13 protein-coding genes are annotated in these 16,249 nt (G+C 66.0%); 11 read left to right on the top strand and 2 right to left on the bottom strand.

Features of this window, described 5'->3' with window-relative positions; all coding sequences use genetic code 11:
• Window positions 1-6 precede the first annotated feature (6 nt).
• Window positions 7-1,611, top strand: coding sequence for a glucose-6-phosphate isomerase (gene pgi, locus IB235_RS08655; RefSeq protein ID WP_192336385.1), 1,605 nt, complete (start codon window positions 7-9; stop codon window positions 1,609-1,611).
• A gap of 128 nt (window positions 1,612-1,739) precedes the next feature.
• On the top strand, window positions 1,740-3,026 hold the full coding sequence (locus IB235_RS08650) for an O-acetylhomoserine aminocarboxypropyltransferase/cysteine synthase family protein (RefSeq protein WP_192336384.1): 1,287 nt from the start codon (window positions 1,740-1,742) through the stop codon (window positions 3,024-3,026).
• A gap of 42 nt (window positions 3,027-3,068) precedes the next feature.
• Here the strand turns inward: IB235_RS08650 and IB235_RS08645 are convergent, their stop codons facing one another.
• Entirely contained in the window at window positions 3,069-3,875 is an 807-nt protein-coding gene (locus tag IB235_RS08645; protein ID WP_192336383.1) for an SIMPL domain-containing protein, read from the bottom strand.
• A 193-nt stretch (window positions 3,876-4,068) separates the two neighbouring features.
• On the opposite strand from IB235_RS08645, the gene IB235_RS08640 reads away from it, so the two are divergent.
• From IB235_RS08640 to IB235_RS08620, 5 genes are all read left to right on the top strand, one after another.
• Entirely contained in the window at window positions 4,069-7,002 is a 2,934-nt protein-coding gene (locus IB235_RS08640; protein WP_192336382.1) for a hypothetical protein, read from the top strand.
• Window positions 7,003-8,907 carry a monovalent cation:proton antiporter-2 (CPA2) family protein gene (locus tag IB235_RS08635; RefSeq protein WP_192336381.1) on the top strand — a complete coding sequence of 635 codons (1,905 nt, stop codon included), beginning with the start codon at window positions 7,003-7,005 and terminating at the stop codon, window positions 8,905-8,907.
• A gap of 71 nt (window positions 8,908-8,978) precedes the next feature.
• Window positions 8,979-10,493, top strand: coding sequence for an Asp-tRNA(Asn)/Glu-tRNA(Gln) amidotransferase subunit GatB (gene gatB, locus IB235_RS08630; protein ID WP_192336380.1), 1,515 nt, complete (start codon window positions 8,979-8,981; stop codon window positions 10,491-10,493).
• A 396-nt stretch (window positions 10,494-10,889) separates the two neighbouring features.
• Entirely contained in the window at window positions 10,890-11,570 is a 681-nt protein-coding gene (locus tag IB235_RS08625; protein WP_192336379.1) for a TorF family putative porin, read from the top strand.
• A gap of 237 nt (window positions 11,571-11,807) precedes the next feature.
• Window positions 11,808-12,269: a DUF4177 domain-containing protein gene (locus IB235_RS08620; protein WP_192336378.1), complete on the top strand. Its 462-nt coding sequence runs from the start codon at window positions 11,808-11,810 to the stop codon at window positions 12,267-12,269.
• Window positions 12,270-12,335: 66 nt separating this feature from the next.
• Here the strand turns inward: IB235_RS08620 and IB235_RS08615 are convergent, their stop codons facing one another.
• Entirely contained in the window at window positions 12,336-12,551 is a 216-nt protein-coding gene (locus IB235_RS08615) for a SlyX family protein (RefSeq protein WP_155039694.1), read from the bottom strand.
• 48 nt (window positions 12,552-12,599) lie between these two features.
• Between IB235_RS08615 and hisS the strand changes: the two genes are divergently transcribed.
• From hisS to IB235_RS08595, 4 genes are read left to right on the top strand one after another with little or no spacing between them, the layout of a single operon-like run.
• Window positions 12,600-14,084 (top strand): histidine--tRNA ligase, encoded by a 1,485-nt coding sequence (hisS, locus tag IB235_RS08610; protein WP_192336377.1) that lies wholly within the window; start codon window positions 12,600-12,602, stop codon window positions 14,082-14,084.
• Entirely contained in the window at window positions 14,081-15,148 is a 1,068-nt protein-coding gene (locus IB235_RS08605; RefSeq protein ID WP_192336376.1) for an ATP phosphoribosyltransferase regulatory subunit, read from the top strand. The genes hisS and IB235_RS08605 overlap by 4 nt, the downstream gene beginning before the upstream one ends.
• Window positions 15,145-15,822 carry an ATP phosphoribosyltransferase gene (hisG, locus tag IB235_RS08600; protein WP_155039691.1) on the top strand — a complete coding sequence of 226 codons (678 nt, stop codon included), beginning with the start codon at window positions 15,145-15,147 and terminating at the stop codon, window positions 15,820-15,822. Before IB235_RS08605 ends, hisG begins: the two co-directional genes overlap by 4 nt.
• A gap of 51 nt (window positions 15,823-15,873) precedes the next feature.
• The gene (locus IB235_RS08595; RefSeq protein WP_192336375.1) at window positions 15,874-16,242 is read left to right on the top strand and encodes a hypothetical protein; all 369 of its coding nucleotides are present in this window, start codon (window positions 15,874-15,876) and stop codon (window positions 16,240-16,242) included.
• Window positions 16,243-16,249: the final 7 nt, after the last annotated feature.

The raw sequence follows: 16,249 nt of genomic DNA, 5'->3' as shown, positions 1-16,249 counted from the left end.
CCTGACATGACCACGATTTTCAGTGCGCTGATCCAGCATCGGCAAGCGCAGGGCGACCTGCATATCCTCGACCTCTTTGCCGCCGATCCCGACCGCGCCACGACATTCTCGACCGCGGCTGACGGGCTGGTGCTGGACTGGTCCAAGACCGCCATCGACGCTGGTGCCCGCGATCTGTTGCTGGATCTGGCCGCCCCCGTCGCCGCCCGGCGCGAGGCGATGTTCACCGGCCAGCGCATCAATGAAACCGAAGACCGCGCCGTCCTGCACACCGCGCTGCGCAACCTGCAAGGCAGCGTGACCGTGGACGGTCAGGACGTGATGCCCGCGATCCGCGCCACCCATGCTCGCATGTCCGATTTCGCCCGCGCCGTGCGCGATGGCAGTTTCACCGGACAGGGTGGTCGCATAACCGATGTGGTCAATATCGGCATCGGCGGCTCGGATCTGGGTCCGGCCATGGCCACCCGCGCGCTGTCGCCCTGGCATGACGGGCCGCGGGTGCATTTCGTCTCGAACGTGGACGGGGCGGATATTGCCGATGCGCTGGCGGGCCTTGATCCGGCGACGACGCTGGTCATCGTGGCCTCCAAGACATTTACCACCATCGAGACGATGACCAATGCCGAAACCGCCCGCGCCTGGATGGCGCAGGCTGTCAGCGATCCGGCGGCGCAATTCGCGGCGCTGAGTTCCGCCACCGACCGCACCGGCGCGTGGGACATCGACCCCACCCGTGTCTTCGGCTTCGAAGATTGGGTCGGCGGCCGTTATTCGATGTGGGGACCGATCGGCCTGTCGCTGATGATCGCCATCGGCCCCGAGGCATTCGACGACTTCCTGTCCGGTGCCGCCGCGATGGACGAGCATTTCCAGACCGCACCACTGGCGGACAACCTGCCGGTGATCCTCGCGCTGGTCGGGCTTTGGCACAATCAGGTCTGCGGCTACGGCTCGCGCGCCGTGCTGCCCTATGATAACCGCCTTGCCCGGTTGCCGGCCTATCTTCAGCAGCTGGAAATGGAATCGAACGGCAAGCGTGTGGCCATGGATGGCAGCGATCTGCCCTTTGCCTCGGGCCCGGTGATCTGGGGCGAGCCGGGGACCAACGGCCAGCACGCCTTCTATCAGCTGATCCATCAGGGCACGCAGGTCATCCCCTGCGAATTCATGCTGGCGGCGCGCGGCCATGAACCAGAACTCGCGCATCAGCACCTGCTTTTGGCCGCAAACTGCCTTGCGCAATCCGAGGCGCTGATGCGCGGCCGCTCGCTGGACGAGGCCCGCGACCTCATGCGCGCCAAGGGCCTTACGGGGGCCGAGCTGGAGCGTCAGGCCCGCCACCGCGTCTTCCCCGGCAACCGTCCCTCGACGACGCTGCTGTACCGCGAGCTTACCCCCCGGACCCTGGGCCAGATCGTCGCCCTTTACGAACATCGCGTATTTGTCGAAGGGGTGATCCTTGGCATCAACAGCTTCGATCAATGGGGTGTGGAGTTGGGCAAGGAACTGGCGCTGAAAGTCGCGCCGCTGCTGGAAGACCAACCCGCGCCCGGCCACGATCCTTCGACCGAACGCCTCGCCGCGCTGGTCCGCCAACTCGGCGCCTAAGCGGTTTCACCGTTTCACAAATACCCACAGCCGCCGTGCGACAAGCAGGGCGGCTGGGAATTTTCTTCCCCATTGCCACATGCCCTGACCCGCCCCTAGTCTCGCCCGAGGCTATAGGAGGATCGCCAATGTCCGAGAACTGGGGCTTTGATACGCTCGCCATCCATGCTGGGGCGGCGCCCGACCCGGCGACAGGGGCACGGCAGGTGCCGATCTACCAGACCACCGCCTATGTCTTCAAAGACGCCGCCCATGCCGCGCGGCTCTTTGGGCTGCAGGAGCTGGGCTATATCTATTCGCGCCTGACCAATCCGACGGTCGCGGCGCTGCAGAACCGTCTTGCGGCGATGGAAGGGGGCGCGGGCGCGGTCTGCTGTTCCTCGGGCCATGCGGCGCAGATCATGGCGCTGTTCCCGCTGATGGGGCCGGGGGCGAATGTCGTCGCCTCAACAAGGCTTTACGGCGGAACCATCACGCAATTCAGCCAGACCATCAAGCGCTTTGGCTGGGGGGCGAAATTTGTCGATCTGGACGATCTCGATGCGCTGCGTGCCGCCGTGGACGAAAACACCCGCGCCATTTTCTGTGAATCGATCAGCAATCCTGGCGGCTATGTCACCGATATTCCGGCGTTTGCGAAGCTTGCCGACGAACTCGGCCTGCCACTGATCGTCGACAATACTCTGGCCTCGCCGTGGCTGTGCAAACCGATCGAGATGGGGGCGACCATCGTCGTCCACAGCCTGACCAAATACCTTACCGGCAATGGCACGGTGACGGGCGGCGTGGTCATTGACAGTGGGCGCTTCGACTGGTCGGCCTCGGACAAGTTCCCCAGCCTGTCCCAACCCGAGCCCGCCTATCACGGCCTGACCTTCCACAAGGCCTTTGGCAATCTGGCCTATACCTTCCACTCCATCGCCATTGGCCTGCGCGATCTGGGCATGACCATGAATCCGCAGGGGGCGCATTACACGCTGATGGGGATCGAGACCCTTGGCCTGCGCATGGAAAAACATGTCGCAAACGCCCAGAAAGTCGCGGAATGGCTGGAGAAAGACCCGCGCGTGCTGTCGGTGACCTATGCGGGGCTGGCCTCGTCGCCGTGGAATACCACGGCAAAGCGGGTCTATCCCAAGGGGGCGGGGGCGCTTTTCACCTTCTCGATCAAGGGCGGCTATGACGCGGCGGTGAAGCTGGTGGACAGCCTGAAACTGTTCAGCCATGTCGCCAATCTGGGGGATGCTCGTTCACTGGTCATCCATTCGGCCTCGACCACCCATAGCCAGCTTTCCGACGAACAGAAGATTGCCGCAGGTGCGGGACCGGACGTGGTGCGCCTGTCCATCGGGATCGAGGACCCGGCCGACCTGATCGCCGATCTGGATCAAGCGCTGGCTGCAGCGACCGCCTGAAAAAGAAAGCCGGCGGAATGGTTTCCGCCGGCTTTCCCGAATTCAGTTGGCCGGTGCGGGCGGCGGAACCGGCGCATCTGGCGCGTCGATCGGCAACAGGTCGAACACCGCCGAAACACGGGCGTTGATCTCCAGTTCACCCGCCGCGATCGGAACCGAGCTGTCGGCCTTGGCCTCGGCGCGCATCGCCATGACCGGGCGCGGCCCCTCGCTGACCGGGTTGTCGGTCAGTGCGCGGATATTGCCTAGCTTCAGCCCGGCGGCCTCGGCCATCAGCTCGGCGCGGCGGCGGGCGTCCTTGACCGCGTCGGCGCGGGCCTGATCCTGCGCGGCTTCCAGATCCTCGCGGGCAAAGCTGATGCCGCTGATCTCATTGGCGCCGGTGGCGACCAGCTTGTCCAGAACCGCGCCCAGACCGGCGATGTCGCGCACGCGCACGGTGACGCTGTTCTGCGCGGTATAGCCGACCATCTTCGGCGGCTGGTTGTTGTCGTATTGCATGCGCGGCGACAGGTTCAGACCCGAGGTCTGGATGTCGCGCGCCTCGATCCCCTCGGCGGTCAGCGCGTCGATGACGGCCTTCTGGCGGGTCGAGTTCTCGGACATGGCGGCGGCGGCCGAGTCACCCTCGGTGCTGACGCCCAGCGTGATGATTGCCAGATCAGGCTCGGCGGTGGCGCTGGCCTCTCCGGTCACGGTCAGTTTGGCCATATGCGGCATCCCGTGGTGACCCATCATATGCGAAGGCGGCGGTGCGTCCGGAGCAGGGACGGGGGACTGGGCCAGTGCGGGCAGGCCGGCCAGCAGCGCGATCGTGGCCACCGTCAGGGTCGGACGTAGTCGGGTCATCATGTATTTCTCCTTGGAGCGCCGGAGGCATCCGGCGCGGCAGGTTTGGGTCGAGCCCAGTTAACGCGATTTTCCCGTTTCGGGTCCCTCACATATAGGTGTTTGGCTTTTCACGGATCGCGTTCTGCGGTAGTCCATAGGAATAATTCATAAACGCGCGAACGCGCCCGGGACTGCAAGGCAAAGCCGCGAAATGTCGCATGATTCCGCTACCGAATATGGCCTGTCATTTGGCGGCGACGCCGTGCACCTGCAGAAGCGGGAACGCCCGCTTGAAGCGACGGACCGCGCCCGGCAACCGGCATGGCGGCATCTGGGTTCCGTCGATTTCGACGAACCGGACTTCCGCGAGGTGCTGGTCAACCTGCGCATGATGGCGACGGGGCAGGGCGCGGATGTGCTGATGCCGGTCACGCTGATCATTCCCGACGACCAGATCCTGTACACGACGCTGACCGTGCCGCCCTCGGGGGATCGCGATTGGGCGGTGGCGCGTGCGCTGGACGGGCTGACCCCCTATGCCATCGATGAGCTGGCCTTTGACTGGCGCGGCGAAAGCGACAGCGTCCGCGTTGCCGCCGTCGCCCGCCAGACCCTGCGCGAGGCCCGCGAATTCGCGCTGCAATACGGCTTCGACGGCGAAGCCTATTGCGCCGATCCCGAGGGCGAGCTGTTCCCCGGCGAACCGGTCTTCGAACCCGATCCTGCCCCGCGTCACCGCCCGGTGGTCGATCCCGGCTCGGCCGGGGTGACGGCCTCGGAACTGATGATCGAGGAGGAGCCGAGCGAACCGACCCCCGTGGTCGTGGCCCCGCCGCCTGTCGTTGCAGCCGATCCCACCCCCGAGGCCGAGCCCGAGGTGCAGGCCGAGCCCCCCGTCGAAGCCGACACCATCGCCCCGGAAACGGTCGAGCCCACGCCCGCCGATCCCGAACATGAGGCCCGCGTGCTTGAGGCAGCCGCCGCGCTGGCCGCGACGCAGGATCACGCCCCGACCGAGGCCGAGATCAAGGTTCCGCCCGTCGTGCGCCATGCCCCCGCGCGTCCCGCACCGATCCCGCCCGCGCCGACGCCCGTTGCCGCGCCCTCGCCGATGCTCAATGCCCGCGCCCGCGCCGTCCATCGCCGCGCCGCCGAAGCGCGGCAGGCCAAGCCGACCGCCGCTGCCGCCCCTGCGCCTGCGCCTGCGGCTCCGACCCGCACCCCCGCGCCGCCGCAGCGCCGCCGCAGTGTTGGTATGCTGACCGCGATGCTGGCCACGCTGCTGGTCGGACTGGTGCTGATCTGGGCCTTTATCGTCCCCGAGGCCCGGCCCGCACAGATTGCGGCTACCCCCGATCCGCTGCCGATCGTGACGGTGAATGCGCCGACCCCGGAGCCTGAACCGGCACCGCCGCAGACCATGCCGGTCATCGAGGAAACCGTTACTCCGGCACCAGTCGCACCCGCCCCTCCGGCAGCCCCCGAAGCCCCGGCTCCGGTTGCCGCTGCGCCCAATCCGGTGAAACGGGAACCCCAGACGGCCCCCGTCGGAAAACAGGTGACGCTGGCCGACATGCCGCCCGAACGCGCGCGCCGGGTGCTGGTCGCGGCTTCGGCCACGGCTGCGGCGGTGGTGTCCTCGGGGTCGAGCGAGCCGTCGAAGGCCCAGCCCGCGCCGCAGCCCACCCCGCAGCCTGCCGCCGAACCTGCAGCGCAGCCGGAAACGCCCGCCGCCGTGGCCGAGGTTCCTGCGCCGCAGAAGCGGCCCGGCACCGCGCCCGCCCCGGCCGCGGCCCAGCCCGCGGCACCTGCGGCCACGCGTGTGACCAATTCGGCGCGTCCGCAACTGTCGCCCCGGCGCAGCACGCCCCAGACCACCGAGCCGCGCGTCGATACCGCGCCGCGGGTACCGGAAAGCCCGCTGCCCTATACGGCCACGCAGAAATCCGGCCAGCCGCTGAACAGCAGTCGCCCGCCGCAGCGCAAGCGCGTCGACCGTTCGGGCGCGACCCAGACCGCCCCGGCCACCCGCGAAAGCGCCAGCGCCGAAGGCGCAACCCGCAGCCTGCCTGCCGCTGGTCGCCCGCCGCAGCGTCCCGAAGGCTCGGCCCCCGACCTGATCGATGATGCCGACCTGCTTGACCCGGCCGAGCAGCGCCAGCTTGACGCGCTGATCCTTGACCTGCGCAGCCAGGGGCTGGTCGCGGCCAAACCCGTGCCGCGCGATTTTGGCCCGCGCTTTGCCGATGCCCGGCCCAAGCGCAAACCTGCCGGTGCGAAGCCGGTCAGCGACGCGGTTTCCCCCGCCGCCGTCGAAGAGGCCCTGCGTTCGGCCAGCAATGCATCGCCCGCCCGCAATTCCGGCGGGCTTTTGAATGGTTCCTCGCGTCCCTCGGCCCGTCCCGATGGTCGCCCCGGTGGCCGCGCCTCGACCGCGCCGATCTCGGATGAAGCGGTGGAAAAGGCCATTGCCGCTGCCGTCGATGCCTCGCCCGCCATTCCGAACGCGACCAAGCTGGCGTCATCGCCACTGCCGCCGCGCCGCAGCGGTGGGGCCAGCGCCCCCGCCGAGGCCGAGGATGACGACAAGCCCGAGGCCCCCGCCGCTGCAGCCGCTGCGGCAGTTGCCGCGCCCGCCGCAGGTCCCAGCGAGGCCGAACTGGCCGCCCGCCGCGCGTTGGACGAACAGCTGCAAGCCCAGGCCGAGGCCCGCATCCGCGCCCGCGCTCAGGCCGATGCTGCCGCCGAAGCCCAGGCCCGCGCCCAGGCTGAAGCCCGTGCCCGCGCCCAGGCCGAGGCCGAGGAACGCGCCGCCCGTGCCCAGAAGCAGGTCTACAAGCCGCAGGAAATCGACGACGAACCCGAGGTCGCGGCCAATGTGCCGCGCGGCGGTTCGACCTCGGCCAGCGTCGCGTCGAATGCCACGCAGCGCCGGGCGATGGATACCGGCCGCACCACGATCATCGGCATCATCGGGGCGGGCAATGCCAGCCGCGCGCTGATCCGGCTGCGCAATGGCAAGGTCGTCACCGTGCGTCTGGGCGACAAGATCGACGGCGGCACGATCAACTCGATCGGCAATGGCAAACTGACCTATGTCAAGGCAGGCCGTCAGCGCGAATTGCGGCTGCTGGACGGGCGGTAGATGGAGACATTCCTCCCGGTCGCCACGGTCTATCTGCTGACCATGGTTATCGCCGTGCCGCTCTCGGCGCGGCTGGGACTGGGATCGGTGCTGGGCTATCTGATCTCGGGGATCGTGATCGGCCCGGTGCTGGGACTGGCGGGTTCCGCGCGCGAGATGGCCGACCTTCAGCATTTCGCCGAATTCGGCGTGGTGATGATGATGTTCCTGATCGGGCTGGAACTGGACCCGCGCACGCTTTGGCAGATGCGGCACAAGCTGCTGGGGCTGGCGGGGATGCAGATCCTGGGCACGGTGGCGCTGCTGGCCACGGTCGCGATGGTGTTGGGCCAAAGCTGGCAGGTCTCGTTGGCGATGGGGATGATCCTGTCGCTCAGCTCGACGGCCATCGTGCTGCAGACCCTGTCAGAAAAATCGCTGATGCAGACGGCGGGCGGGCGCAGCGCATTCGCCGTGCTGTTGACGCAGGACATCGCCGTCATCCCGATGATCGCGCTGATGCCGCTGCTGGCGGTGCAGACCGCAGTCGGCACCGGAGAGCAGCATCCCGATGCCGCGATGCTGCACGGGCTTCCGGGCTGGGCCTTGGCGCTGGTCACCGTGGGCGCCGTGGCCGTCATCATCCTGATCGGGCAGTATCTGGTCCGCCCGGCATTCCGCTATGTCAACGCCTCGCGCGTGGGGGAACTGGACACGGCGCTGGCGCTGCTGATCGTGGTGGGCATTGCCTCGCTCATGCAATTCGTCGGGCTGTCGCATGCGCTGGGAACCTTCCTTGCCGGGGTGGTGCTGGCCGGGTCCGAGTTCCGCCATGATCTGGAAGGCCAGATCGCACCGTTCAAGGGGCTGCTGCTGGGTCTGTTCTTCATCACCGTCGGTGCGGGGATGGATGTGCAGACGCTGCTGGACCGACCCGTCACGATCCTTGGCATGACGGTCACGCTGATGGCGATCAAGTCGCTGGTGCTTTACGGCATCGCCCGCGTGACGCGGCTCAAGGGCAGGGACCGGAGCCTGTTCACCCTGTCACTGGCGCAGGCGGGCGAATTCGGTTTTGTCCTGATTTCCTTTGCGCTGTCGCTGTCGATCCTGCCGCGCCAGCTGGCACAGTCGATGCTGCTGGTCATTGCGCTGTCGATGCTGGCGACGCCGTTGCTGTTCATCCTGTCGGATTACATCTCGCGCCGCATCGCCGAGGAACGCGCCGTCGTGCCCCCCGATGAAATCGAGGAACAGCAGCCGATCATCATCGCCGGCATCGGCCGTTTCGGGCAGGTGGTGAACCGGCTGGTCACCATGTCGGGCTTTCAGACCACCGTGCTGGATCATGACCTTGAAGTCATTCAGGTCATGCGCCGCTTTGGCTTCAAGGGTTATTTCGGCGACCCGACCCGCCCGGAAATCCTGCGCGCCGCGGGCATCGGCAAGGCCCAGATCCTTGTCGCCGCCATGGACGACCCCGAGGCGAACATGCGCCTGATCCGCCACGCGCGCGAGATTAAGCCCGACATCGTCATCATTGCCCGCGCCTATGACCGGGTGAATGTCTATCGGCTTTATGACGCCAAGGTCGACCATATCGTGCGCGAGACCTTCGACAGCTCGCTGCGCGCCGGGCGCTATGTGCTGGAGCGTGCGGGGCTGTCCGAATACGAGGCCGCCGAGCTGGAGCGGATCTATTACCAGATGGACCGCGCCGGGCTGCGCCAGCTGGCCGAGGTCTGGAAACCCGGCGTCGCGCTGGAATCCAATGCCGAATATGTCGCGCGCAGTCGTGAACTGAACCGCCAATTGGAAAATGCCCTGATGGAGCGTTTCGCCCATGGTTCCGGTGCCGCTCAGGTCTCGGTCAACGAAGACGACCTGCCGCATTATGTCGAACGCGGTCGCCCCGGCGGGCGCTGAGAGGCCCCCGAACCCTTGCGACCCGCGCCCCAAGCGCCTAGAAGCGCTGCAACCTTGCCAAAGGAAGTGCCATGCTTGACCATTTGACCTATACCTCCCCCGAACCCAAAGTCATTCAGGGTGCGAAACAGGACTGGGAACTGGTCATCGGCCTTGAGGTCCATGCCCAGGTCGCCTCGAACGCCAAGCTGTTTTCGGGTGCCTCGACCGGCTTCGGCGCGGAACCGAACAGCCATGTCGCCTTTGTCGACGCGGCCATGCCGGGGATGCTGCCCGTCATCAATGAATTCTGCGTGGCCCAAGCGGTCAAGACCGGCCTTGGGATCAAGGCTGCGATCAACCTGCGCTCGGCCTTTGACCGCAAGAACTATTTCTATCCGGACCTGCCGCAGGGCTACCAGATCAGCCAGCTTTACCACCCCATCGTGGGCGAGGGCGAAGTGATCGTGGACATGGCCCCCGGCGTCGCCCGCCGCGTCCGCATCGAGCGCATCCACCTTGAACAGGATGCGGGCAAGTCGATCCACGACATGGACCCGAACATGTCCTTCGTCGACCTGAACCGCACCGGCGTCGCGCTGATGGAAATCGTCAGCCGCCCCGACATCCGTGGCCCCGAAGAGGCTGCTGCCTATGTCGCCAAGCTGCGCCAGATCATGCGCTATCTGGGCACCTGCGACGGCAACATGCAGAACGGGAACCTGCGCGCCGATGTGAACGTCTCGATCTGTGCGCCGGGCGCCTATGAGCGCTATCAGGAAACGCAGGATTTCAGCCATCTGGGCACGCGTTGCGAAATCAAGAACATGAACTCGCTGCGCTTCATCCAGGCCGCCATCGAATATGAGGCCCGCCGCCAGATCGCCATCATCGAGGATGGCGGCACGGTCACGCAGGAAACCCGCCTTTACGATCCCGACAAGGGTGAGACGCGTTCGATGCGCTCCAAGGAAGAGGCGCATGATTACCGCTACTTCCCCGATCCCGACCTGCTGCCGCTGGAAATCGAACAGTCGTGGATCGACGGCATTGCCGCCGACATGCCCGAGCTTCCGGACGAAAAGAAGGCGCGCTTCGTCAAGGATCTGGGTCTGTCGGAATATGACGCGGGTGTGCTGACCGCCGAGGTCGAGAACGCGAATTACTTCGAGGCGGTGGCGCAGGGTCGCGACGGCAAGCAAGCCGCCAACTGGGTTATCAACGAGCTGTTCGGCCGCCTGAACAAGGAAGGCCTGAGCGTCGAGACCTCGCCGGTTTCCGCCGCCCAGCTTGGCGGCGTGATCGACCTTATCGGCTCGGGCGCGATCTCGGGCAAGATCGCCAAGGACCTGTTCGAGATCCTGTGGACCGAGGGCGGCGATCCGGCGCAGATCGTGGAATCGCGCGGCATGAAGCAGGTCACCGACCTTGGTGCCATCGAGGCTGCCGTCGATGAGATCATTGCCGCAAACCCGGCTCAGGTCGAAAAGGCCAAGGCCAACCCGAAGCTCGCGGGCTGGTTCGTGGGTCAGGTCCTGAAAGCCACCGGCGGCAAGGCCAATCCGGCGGCGGTGCAGGATCTGGTCTCGCAGAAACTGGGCGTCTGACCTTTTCGTAGGGTGCGCAGAAGCGCACCCTACACATTCGCGCAATTCGCTTCGGTTGGGCTTTCGGCATCCTTTCATCGGCAGGACGCAGGGTTTTGGCGCGGTTCCTATGGGAACGCAAAACTTGCCTCCGAAAGCTCTGAAGGTGCCGGACCAATGGCCAGCACCGCAGCCTGTAGTTCAGTATTACCTGTTGCCCGCCGTCGTCGTGGCCCCTCAAGCCATTGATCTGGCGCAAGAAGCCTATGTCCTTGGCGCAATTCGCCAAGACCCGCCCCTGCGCGTGTCGCATCCTGCCATCCGGACGCAGGGGGTTCGAAGGAATTCCCGTAAGCGCCCGGAAATAAAACCGAATGCCGCAATGACGGCATCATCGCGCAACAGGGACGACACAGAATGAATTTCAAATCCGCCGCGCATCTGGCGGCCTTTTCGCTTGCCGTATTCCTTCCCGCGGCCGCCATGGCCGAGGGCGAAACCTATGTCGGGCTCAGCCTCGATTCCGACTACGTGATCTGGTCGCAGCGCCAGAACGATCACAGCCCCGCGCTTCAGGGCTATGTCGAACACAATTTTGCCAGCGGCCTCTATGCTGGCGTCTGGTTCTCTCAGGTCGACTATGAGGCCTTTGGTCTGGACGACAATGCCGAGATCGACCTCTATCTGGGCTATCGCGGCACGGCGGGCAAGCTGCGCTACGACCTGTCCTACTACATGTATTACTACGACGATTACGGCTACGACTCGAGCGACATCGTGGCCGAATTCGCCTATTCGCTGACCGACAAATTCGCACTGGGCGCCAAGATCAATGCCCGGCAGGACGGCGTCAACGGCGGTGCCTATTACTATGGCCCGACGGCCGAATATGTCGTGAACGAGACGACGGTGATCGACGCGGCCTTTGGCGACAATACGCTGGACCACCGCACCCACTGGAATGCGGGCATCGTCCACCGTCTGGGCGATACGGTCTCGGTCGAGGGGCGCTACTACGATTCCAGTTCCGAGAAGGGCTTCTTCACCCTCGGCATCGCCTTTGACACGACGCTCAGCAATCTGCTTGGCAAGAAGTGATGCAACCCGGCCCTGGCGCATCTCCGTCAGGGTCACCACCTTCCGCTGATAAAACAGTGTACCGCCTGTGGACACGCGGTACGCGCCACCCACAGCCAAAACACCCGCAAACGCGGCGCTTCGTGCGTCCGCGCTGCACCTTGGCATCCAGCGCAAGGCGTGCTGCTGTTGTGCGCCCCCGCTTCCCTTGTCCGCGCATCTCGCCTAACCTGCGCGGGGCAAAGGAAAGGCAGTCGCATGACCAGCTACGAATACACCGTCATCCCGGCTCCGGCCCGCGGCGAAAAGACCAAGGGTGCCCGGACAGGCATCGAACGCTTCGCCGCCGCCCTCGCATCCGCCCTGAACGAAATGGCGCTGGATGGCTGGGAATATGTCCGCGCCGAGACCCTCCCCTCGGAGGAGCGCGCAGGCCTGACCGGCCGCACCACGGTCTATCACAATGTCCTCGTCTTCCGCCGCGCCCTCGAAGGCGAAGAGGAAATCCAGCCCATCGCGACCGAGGACCCCATCGCGGACCAGCCCGAGGATGACGATATTCCGGCAGACGAGGCGGCGACCGATCCTCCGGTTCGCGCCCCGTTCAGCCAGCCGATGCGCGCCATGCCGCGCCCGGTCCAGCGCCCGACCGAGCCGCCCCTGACCGCGCCGGAACCGGCGACGCCCTCGGGCCCCCGCCTTGGCCCGGCCAGCCGCTAACGCTTCACCGTTTGCGAAATACCCCGGGGTGAGCCCCGCAAGGGGCGAGGGGCAGCGCCCCTCACCTTACCAATGCGGCGGGCGCTGATCGGCCAGGGGAATCGTTCCCCCCTCCGACTCGCGCTCGGCCTCGCGGGCCAGCAGCATGTCGATGCGTCGTGCCAGCCGGGTGATTTCGCCCTCCTGTCGGGCCACGATCCCTGAAAGATCGTCGGCAATCCGCGTCAGATGGGCGACAGCCTCTTCCAGCCGCTCGGTTCTCTCCAGCGCCTGCTTGTCCATGCATCCTCCATCCGTTAGACCCCCGCATGGAAAAGCCCGAGGCATACCATGGCGAAAGATCAGAAAAAGCAACCACGCCCCAAGGCAGAGACGCCAAAGGGGTTTCGTGACTATTTCGGCGCAGATGTGACCGAGCGCAAGCAGATGCTCGACCGCATTGCTGAAGTATACCATCGACATGGGTTCGAGCCTCTGGAAACCAGCGCCGTGGAAACCGTCGAGGCGCTGGGGAAATTCCTGCCCGATGTGGACCGCCCCAATGCCGGCGTCTTCGCTTGGCAAGAGGCCGAGGTTCCCGGCGGTGGTGCAGGCGACTGGCTGGCGCTGCGCTATGACCTGACCGCGCCGCTGGCGCGAGTCGCGGCGCAGTTCCGAAATGACCTGCCATCCCCTTATCGCCGCTATGCGATGGGTCCGGTCTGGCGCAACGAAAAGCCGGGGCCGGGTCGTTTCCGCCAGTTCTACCAATGCGATGCCGATACCGTGGGTTCGGCCAGCGTGGCGGCGGATGCGGAAATTTGCGGGATGCTGGCGGCGGCCTTGGAACATGCCGGCATACAGCGCGGCGATTACCTGATCCGCATCAACAACCGCAAGGTTCTGAACGGCATCCTTGAGGCCATGGGCGTCGAATCCGGCAAGCCTGCCGATGACGTGCTGCGCACCATCGACAAGTTCGACAAGGTCGGCGAGCAGGGCGTGCGCCAATTGCTCACCACCGGCCGCAAGGACGAATCCGGGGCCGAGATCGAAGGCGTGGGCCTGCGCCCCGAACAGGCCGATCCGGTCATCGCCTTCCTGACCTCGAAGGGCGCGGATAATGCCGCGACCTTGGAAAACCTGCGTGCGGCTGTCGGGGCATCCCCGACCGGGGCCGAGGGTGTCGAGGAATTGGCGCAGATCTCGGATATGCTGGCCGCGATGGGCGTGGGCGAGGATCGCGCGGTGATCGACCCCTCGATCGTGCGCGGCCTTGGCTATTACACCGGTCCGGTCTTCGAGGCCGAGCTGACCTTTGAAATCCTTGACGAAAAGGGCCGCAAGCGGCAGTTCGGCTCGGTCGCGGGCGGCGGGCGTTATGACGGTCTGGTCGAGCGCTTCACCGGCCAGAAGGTCCCGGCGACAGGCGTGTCCATCGGCGTTGATCGCCTGCTGGCCGCACTTCGTGCCAAGGGCCTGATGGGCGGCACCGAACAAGGCCCCGTTGTCGTCACCGTCATGGACCGCGACCGCATGGCGGATTACTACGCCATGGCATCCGAACTGCGCGCCGCAGGCATCCGCGCCGAGGTCTATCTGGGCAACCCGAAAAACTTCGGCAACCAGTTGAAATACGCGGATAAACGCCAATCCCCCGTCGCCATCATCCAGGGCGGAGACGAGGCCGAGCGCGGCGTCGTTCAGGTCAAGGACCTGATCCTGGGCGCGAAAATCGCCGCCGAGGCCACCCACGAGGAATGGAAGTCCCAGCCCGCGCAGACCGAGGTTCCGCGCGCCGATCTGGTCGCCGAAGTCCGGCGCATTCTGGGATGAGCAAGCGCGAGAAACAGGCGATCGGCCAGCAGATCCTGACGGCGTTCCGCGCCGCCGGGGCCGAGGAGGTCGCGCCCGACCTGTTGCTGCCCGCCGAGACGCTGCTGGACCTGTATGGCGAGGACATCCGTGCCCGCGCCTATGTGACGCAAGACCCGATCCGGGGCGAGATGATGCTGCGCCCCGACTTCACCGTGCCCGTCGTGCAGATGCATATGGAAAACGGTGCAGAACCGGCGCGCTACTGCTATCTGGGCGAGGTCTTTCGTAAGCAGGACCATGGCGAACGCCAGCCCGACCACCCGCGCGACAACGAATATCTGCAGGCCGGTTTCGAGCTTTTTGCCCGCGACCCCGATGCCGATGCCGAGGTCTTCGCGCTGTTCCACGACATCCTGTCGCCGCTGAAGCTGCAGGCCAGCATGGGCGACATGGATCTGCTGATGGATGCGGTCCGCGCGCTGCCGCTGTCGGGCGCGCGCCGCGCGGCGCTGTTGCACCATATCTGGCGACCCAAACGCTTTGCCCGCCAATTGGCGCGCTTTGCCGCCCCGCCCGCCCCGCGCAATTTCGCGGAAACTCCGGCGATCTGGACGGGCATGCGCTCGCAGGCCGAGATGCAGGCCCGCATCGACCGGCTTCAGGCGGATGCCGGCGAATTGCCCCTTGCGCCGCAATGGGTCGAGCGTCTGGAGCGGCTTTTCGCCATTGAGGCCCCGGCGCCGCAGGCGCTGGCGGAACTGCGCCAACTGGCTTCGGAAATCCCCGACATTCATGAGGCGGTGGACCGGCTGGAGCGCAATCTTGCGAACCTCGCGCGGCGCGGCATCGACGTGGATGCGGTGCATTTCGACGCGAGCCACGGTCGCCACACGATGGAATATTACGACGGCATGACCTTCAGCTTTGCCGCCCCCGGTCGCCTTGACTGGCCGCCGGTCGCCTCGGGCGGACGCTATGACGCGCTGGCTGCGGTACTGGGGCATGCGCAGGGCCGCTCGATCCCCGCTGTCGGTGGCATTATCCGCCCCGGCCTTGTCTACGAACTCGGGGGGCTCGCATGATCCGGCTGGGCGTGCCGTCCAAGGGGCGGCTGATGGAGCAGACCTTCGACTGGTTTGCCGAACGCGGGGTGCGCTTGTCGCGCGCCGGGTCAGAGCGCGAATATGCCGGGCGGGTCGAGGGGGCGGAAAACGTCTCGCTGGTGCTGCTTTCGGCGGGCGAGATCCCGCGCGAACTTCGCGCCGGGCGTATCCATCTGGGCGTGACCGGCACCGACCTGATCCGCGAGAAGCTGGCTGGCTGGCGCAGCCATGTCGAGGAACTGGCCCCGATGGGCTTCGGCCATGCCGACCTGATCCTTGCCGTTCCCGCCTGCTGGAGCGATTGCGACGATCTGGACGATCTGGCCACCATCGCCCGCGACTTCCGGGCCGAGCATGGCTTCCGCCTGCGGATTGCCACCAAATATCACCGGCTGGTGCGGGCATGGCTGTCGGATCACGAGGTCGCCGATTACCAGTTGGTCGACAGTCAGGGCGCGACCGAAGGCACGGTGGCGAACCTGACCGCCGAGGCGATTGCCGACATCACCTCCTCGGGTGAGACGCTGCGCGCCAACCACCTCAAGATCATCGGGGCGGATCCGATCCTGAAGTCTCAGGCGACGCTGCTGCGTTCGATCGCTGCCGGGGATGAGGCGGCTGTGCGGGATTTCGCCACCCGACTGGGTCTGTAGAAACCGTCAGGGGGCGGGGGCGTTGGTCTTGGCACGTCCAAGGAGGAAACCATGCGCCTGCCCATCCTGCTGATCGCCCTTTCCGCCACTCCCGCGCTGGCCGCATCCGATGCGGCATGGGATGAATTCCGCGCCGAGGTCGAAAAAACCTGCACGGCTCTTGCGCCGACGGAAGGCGAAACCGCGATCGAGGTGAATCCCTTTGGCTCGGAAAACTATGGCGCGGCGCTGCTGATCACGACGCTGCCCGATGGCGGCGCGGATCGCTATGTCTGCATCTATGACAAGAAGGCCAAGGCGGCCGAACTGACCGCCCCCTTCACCCCTCCGCAGGACGTGCAGATGCCCGCTGCCGATGCATCGGGCAATGTCGCGCCGGTCGAGACCACCACGACCACGGCGCATCCGGTCAAGCCATAGGCTTGGG

The organism is Paracoccus sp. PAR01, assembly GCF_014851995.1.
Classification (GTDB): Bacteria; Pseudomonadota; Alphaproteobacteria; order Rhodobacterales; family Rhodobacteraceae; genus Paracoccus; species Paracoccus litorisediminis.
This window is presented reverse-complemented; position numbering and strand designations above follow the sequence as displayed.

Bases quoted from the DNA above. Each gene is read 5' to 3' on its own strand.
- pgi (WP_192336385.1), top strand. From the start codon at position 7: ATGACCACGATTTTCAGTGCGCTGATCCAGCATCGGCAAGCGCAGGGC.
- IB235_RS08650 (WP_192336384.1), top strand. From the start codon at position 1,740: ATGTCCGAGAACTGGGGCTTTGATACGCTCGCCATCCATGCTGGGGCG.
- IB235_RS08645 (WP_192336383.1), bottom strand. From the start codon at position 3,875: ATGACCCGACTACGTCCGACCCTGACGGTGGCCACGATCGCGCTGCTG.
- IB235_RS08640 (WP_192336382.1), top strand. From the start codon at position 4,069: ATGTCGCATGATTCCGCTACCGAATATGGCCTGTCATTTGGCGGCGAC.
- IB235_RS08635 (WP_192336381.1), top strand. From the start codon at position 7,003: ATGGAGACATTCCTCCCGGTCGCCACGGTCTATCTGCTGACCATGGTT.
- gatB (WP_192336380.1), top strand. From the start codon at position 8,979: ATGCTTGACCATTTGACCTATACCTCCCCCGAACCCAAAGTCATTCAG.
- IB235_RS08625 (WP_192336379.1), top strand. From the start codon at position 10,890: ATGAATTTCAAATCCGCCGCGCATCTGGCGGCCTTTTCGCTTGCCGTA.
- IB235_RS08620 (WP_192336378.1), top strand. From the start codon at position 11,808: ATGACCAGCTACGAATACACCGTCATCCCGGCTCCGGCCCGCGGCGAA.
- IB235_RS08615 (WP_155039694.1), bottom strand. From the start codon at position 12,551: ATGGACAAGCAGGCGCTGGAGAGAACCGAGCGGCTGGAAGAGGCTGTC.
- hisS (WP_192336377.1), top strand. From the start codon at position 12,600: ATGGCGAAAGATCAGAAAAAGCAACCACGCCCCAAGGCAGAGACGCCA.
- IB235_RS08605 (WP_192336376.1), top strand. From the start codon at position 14,081: ATGAGCAAGCGCGAGAAACAGGCGATCGGCCAGCAGATCCTGACGGCG.
- hisG (WP_155039691.1), top strand. From the start codon at position 15,145: ATGATCCGGCTGGGCGTGCCGTCCAAGGGGCGGCTGATGGAGCAGACC.
- IB235_RS08595 (WP_192336375.1), top strand. From the start codon at position 15,874: ATGCGCCTGCCCATCCTGCTGATCGCCCTTTCCGCCACTCCCGCGCTG.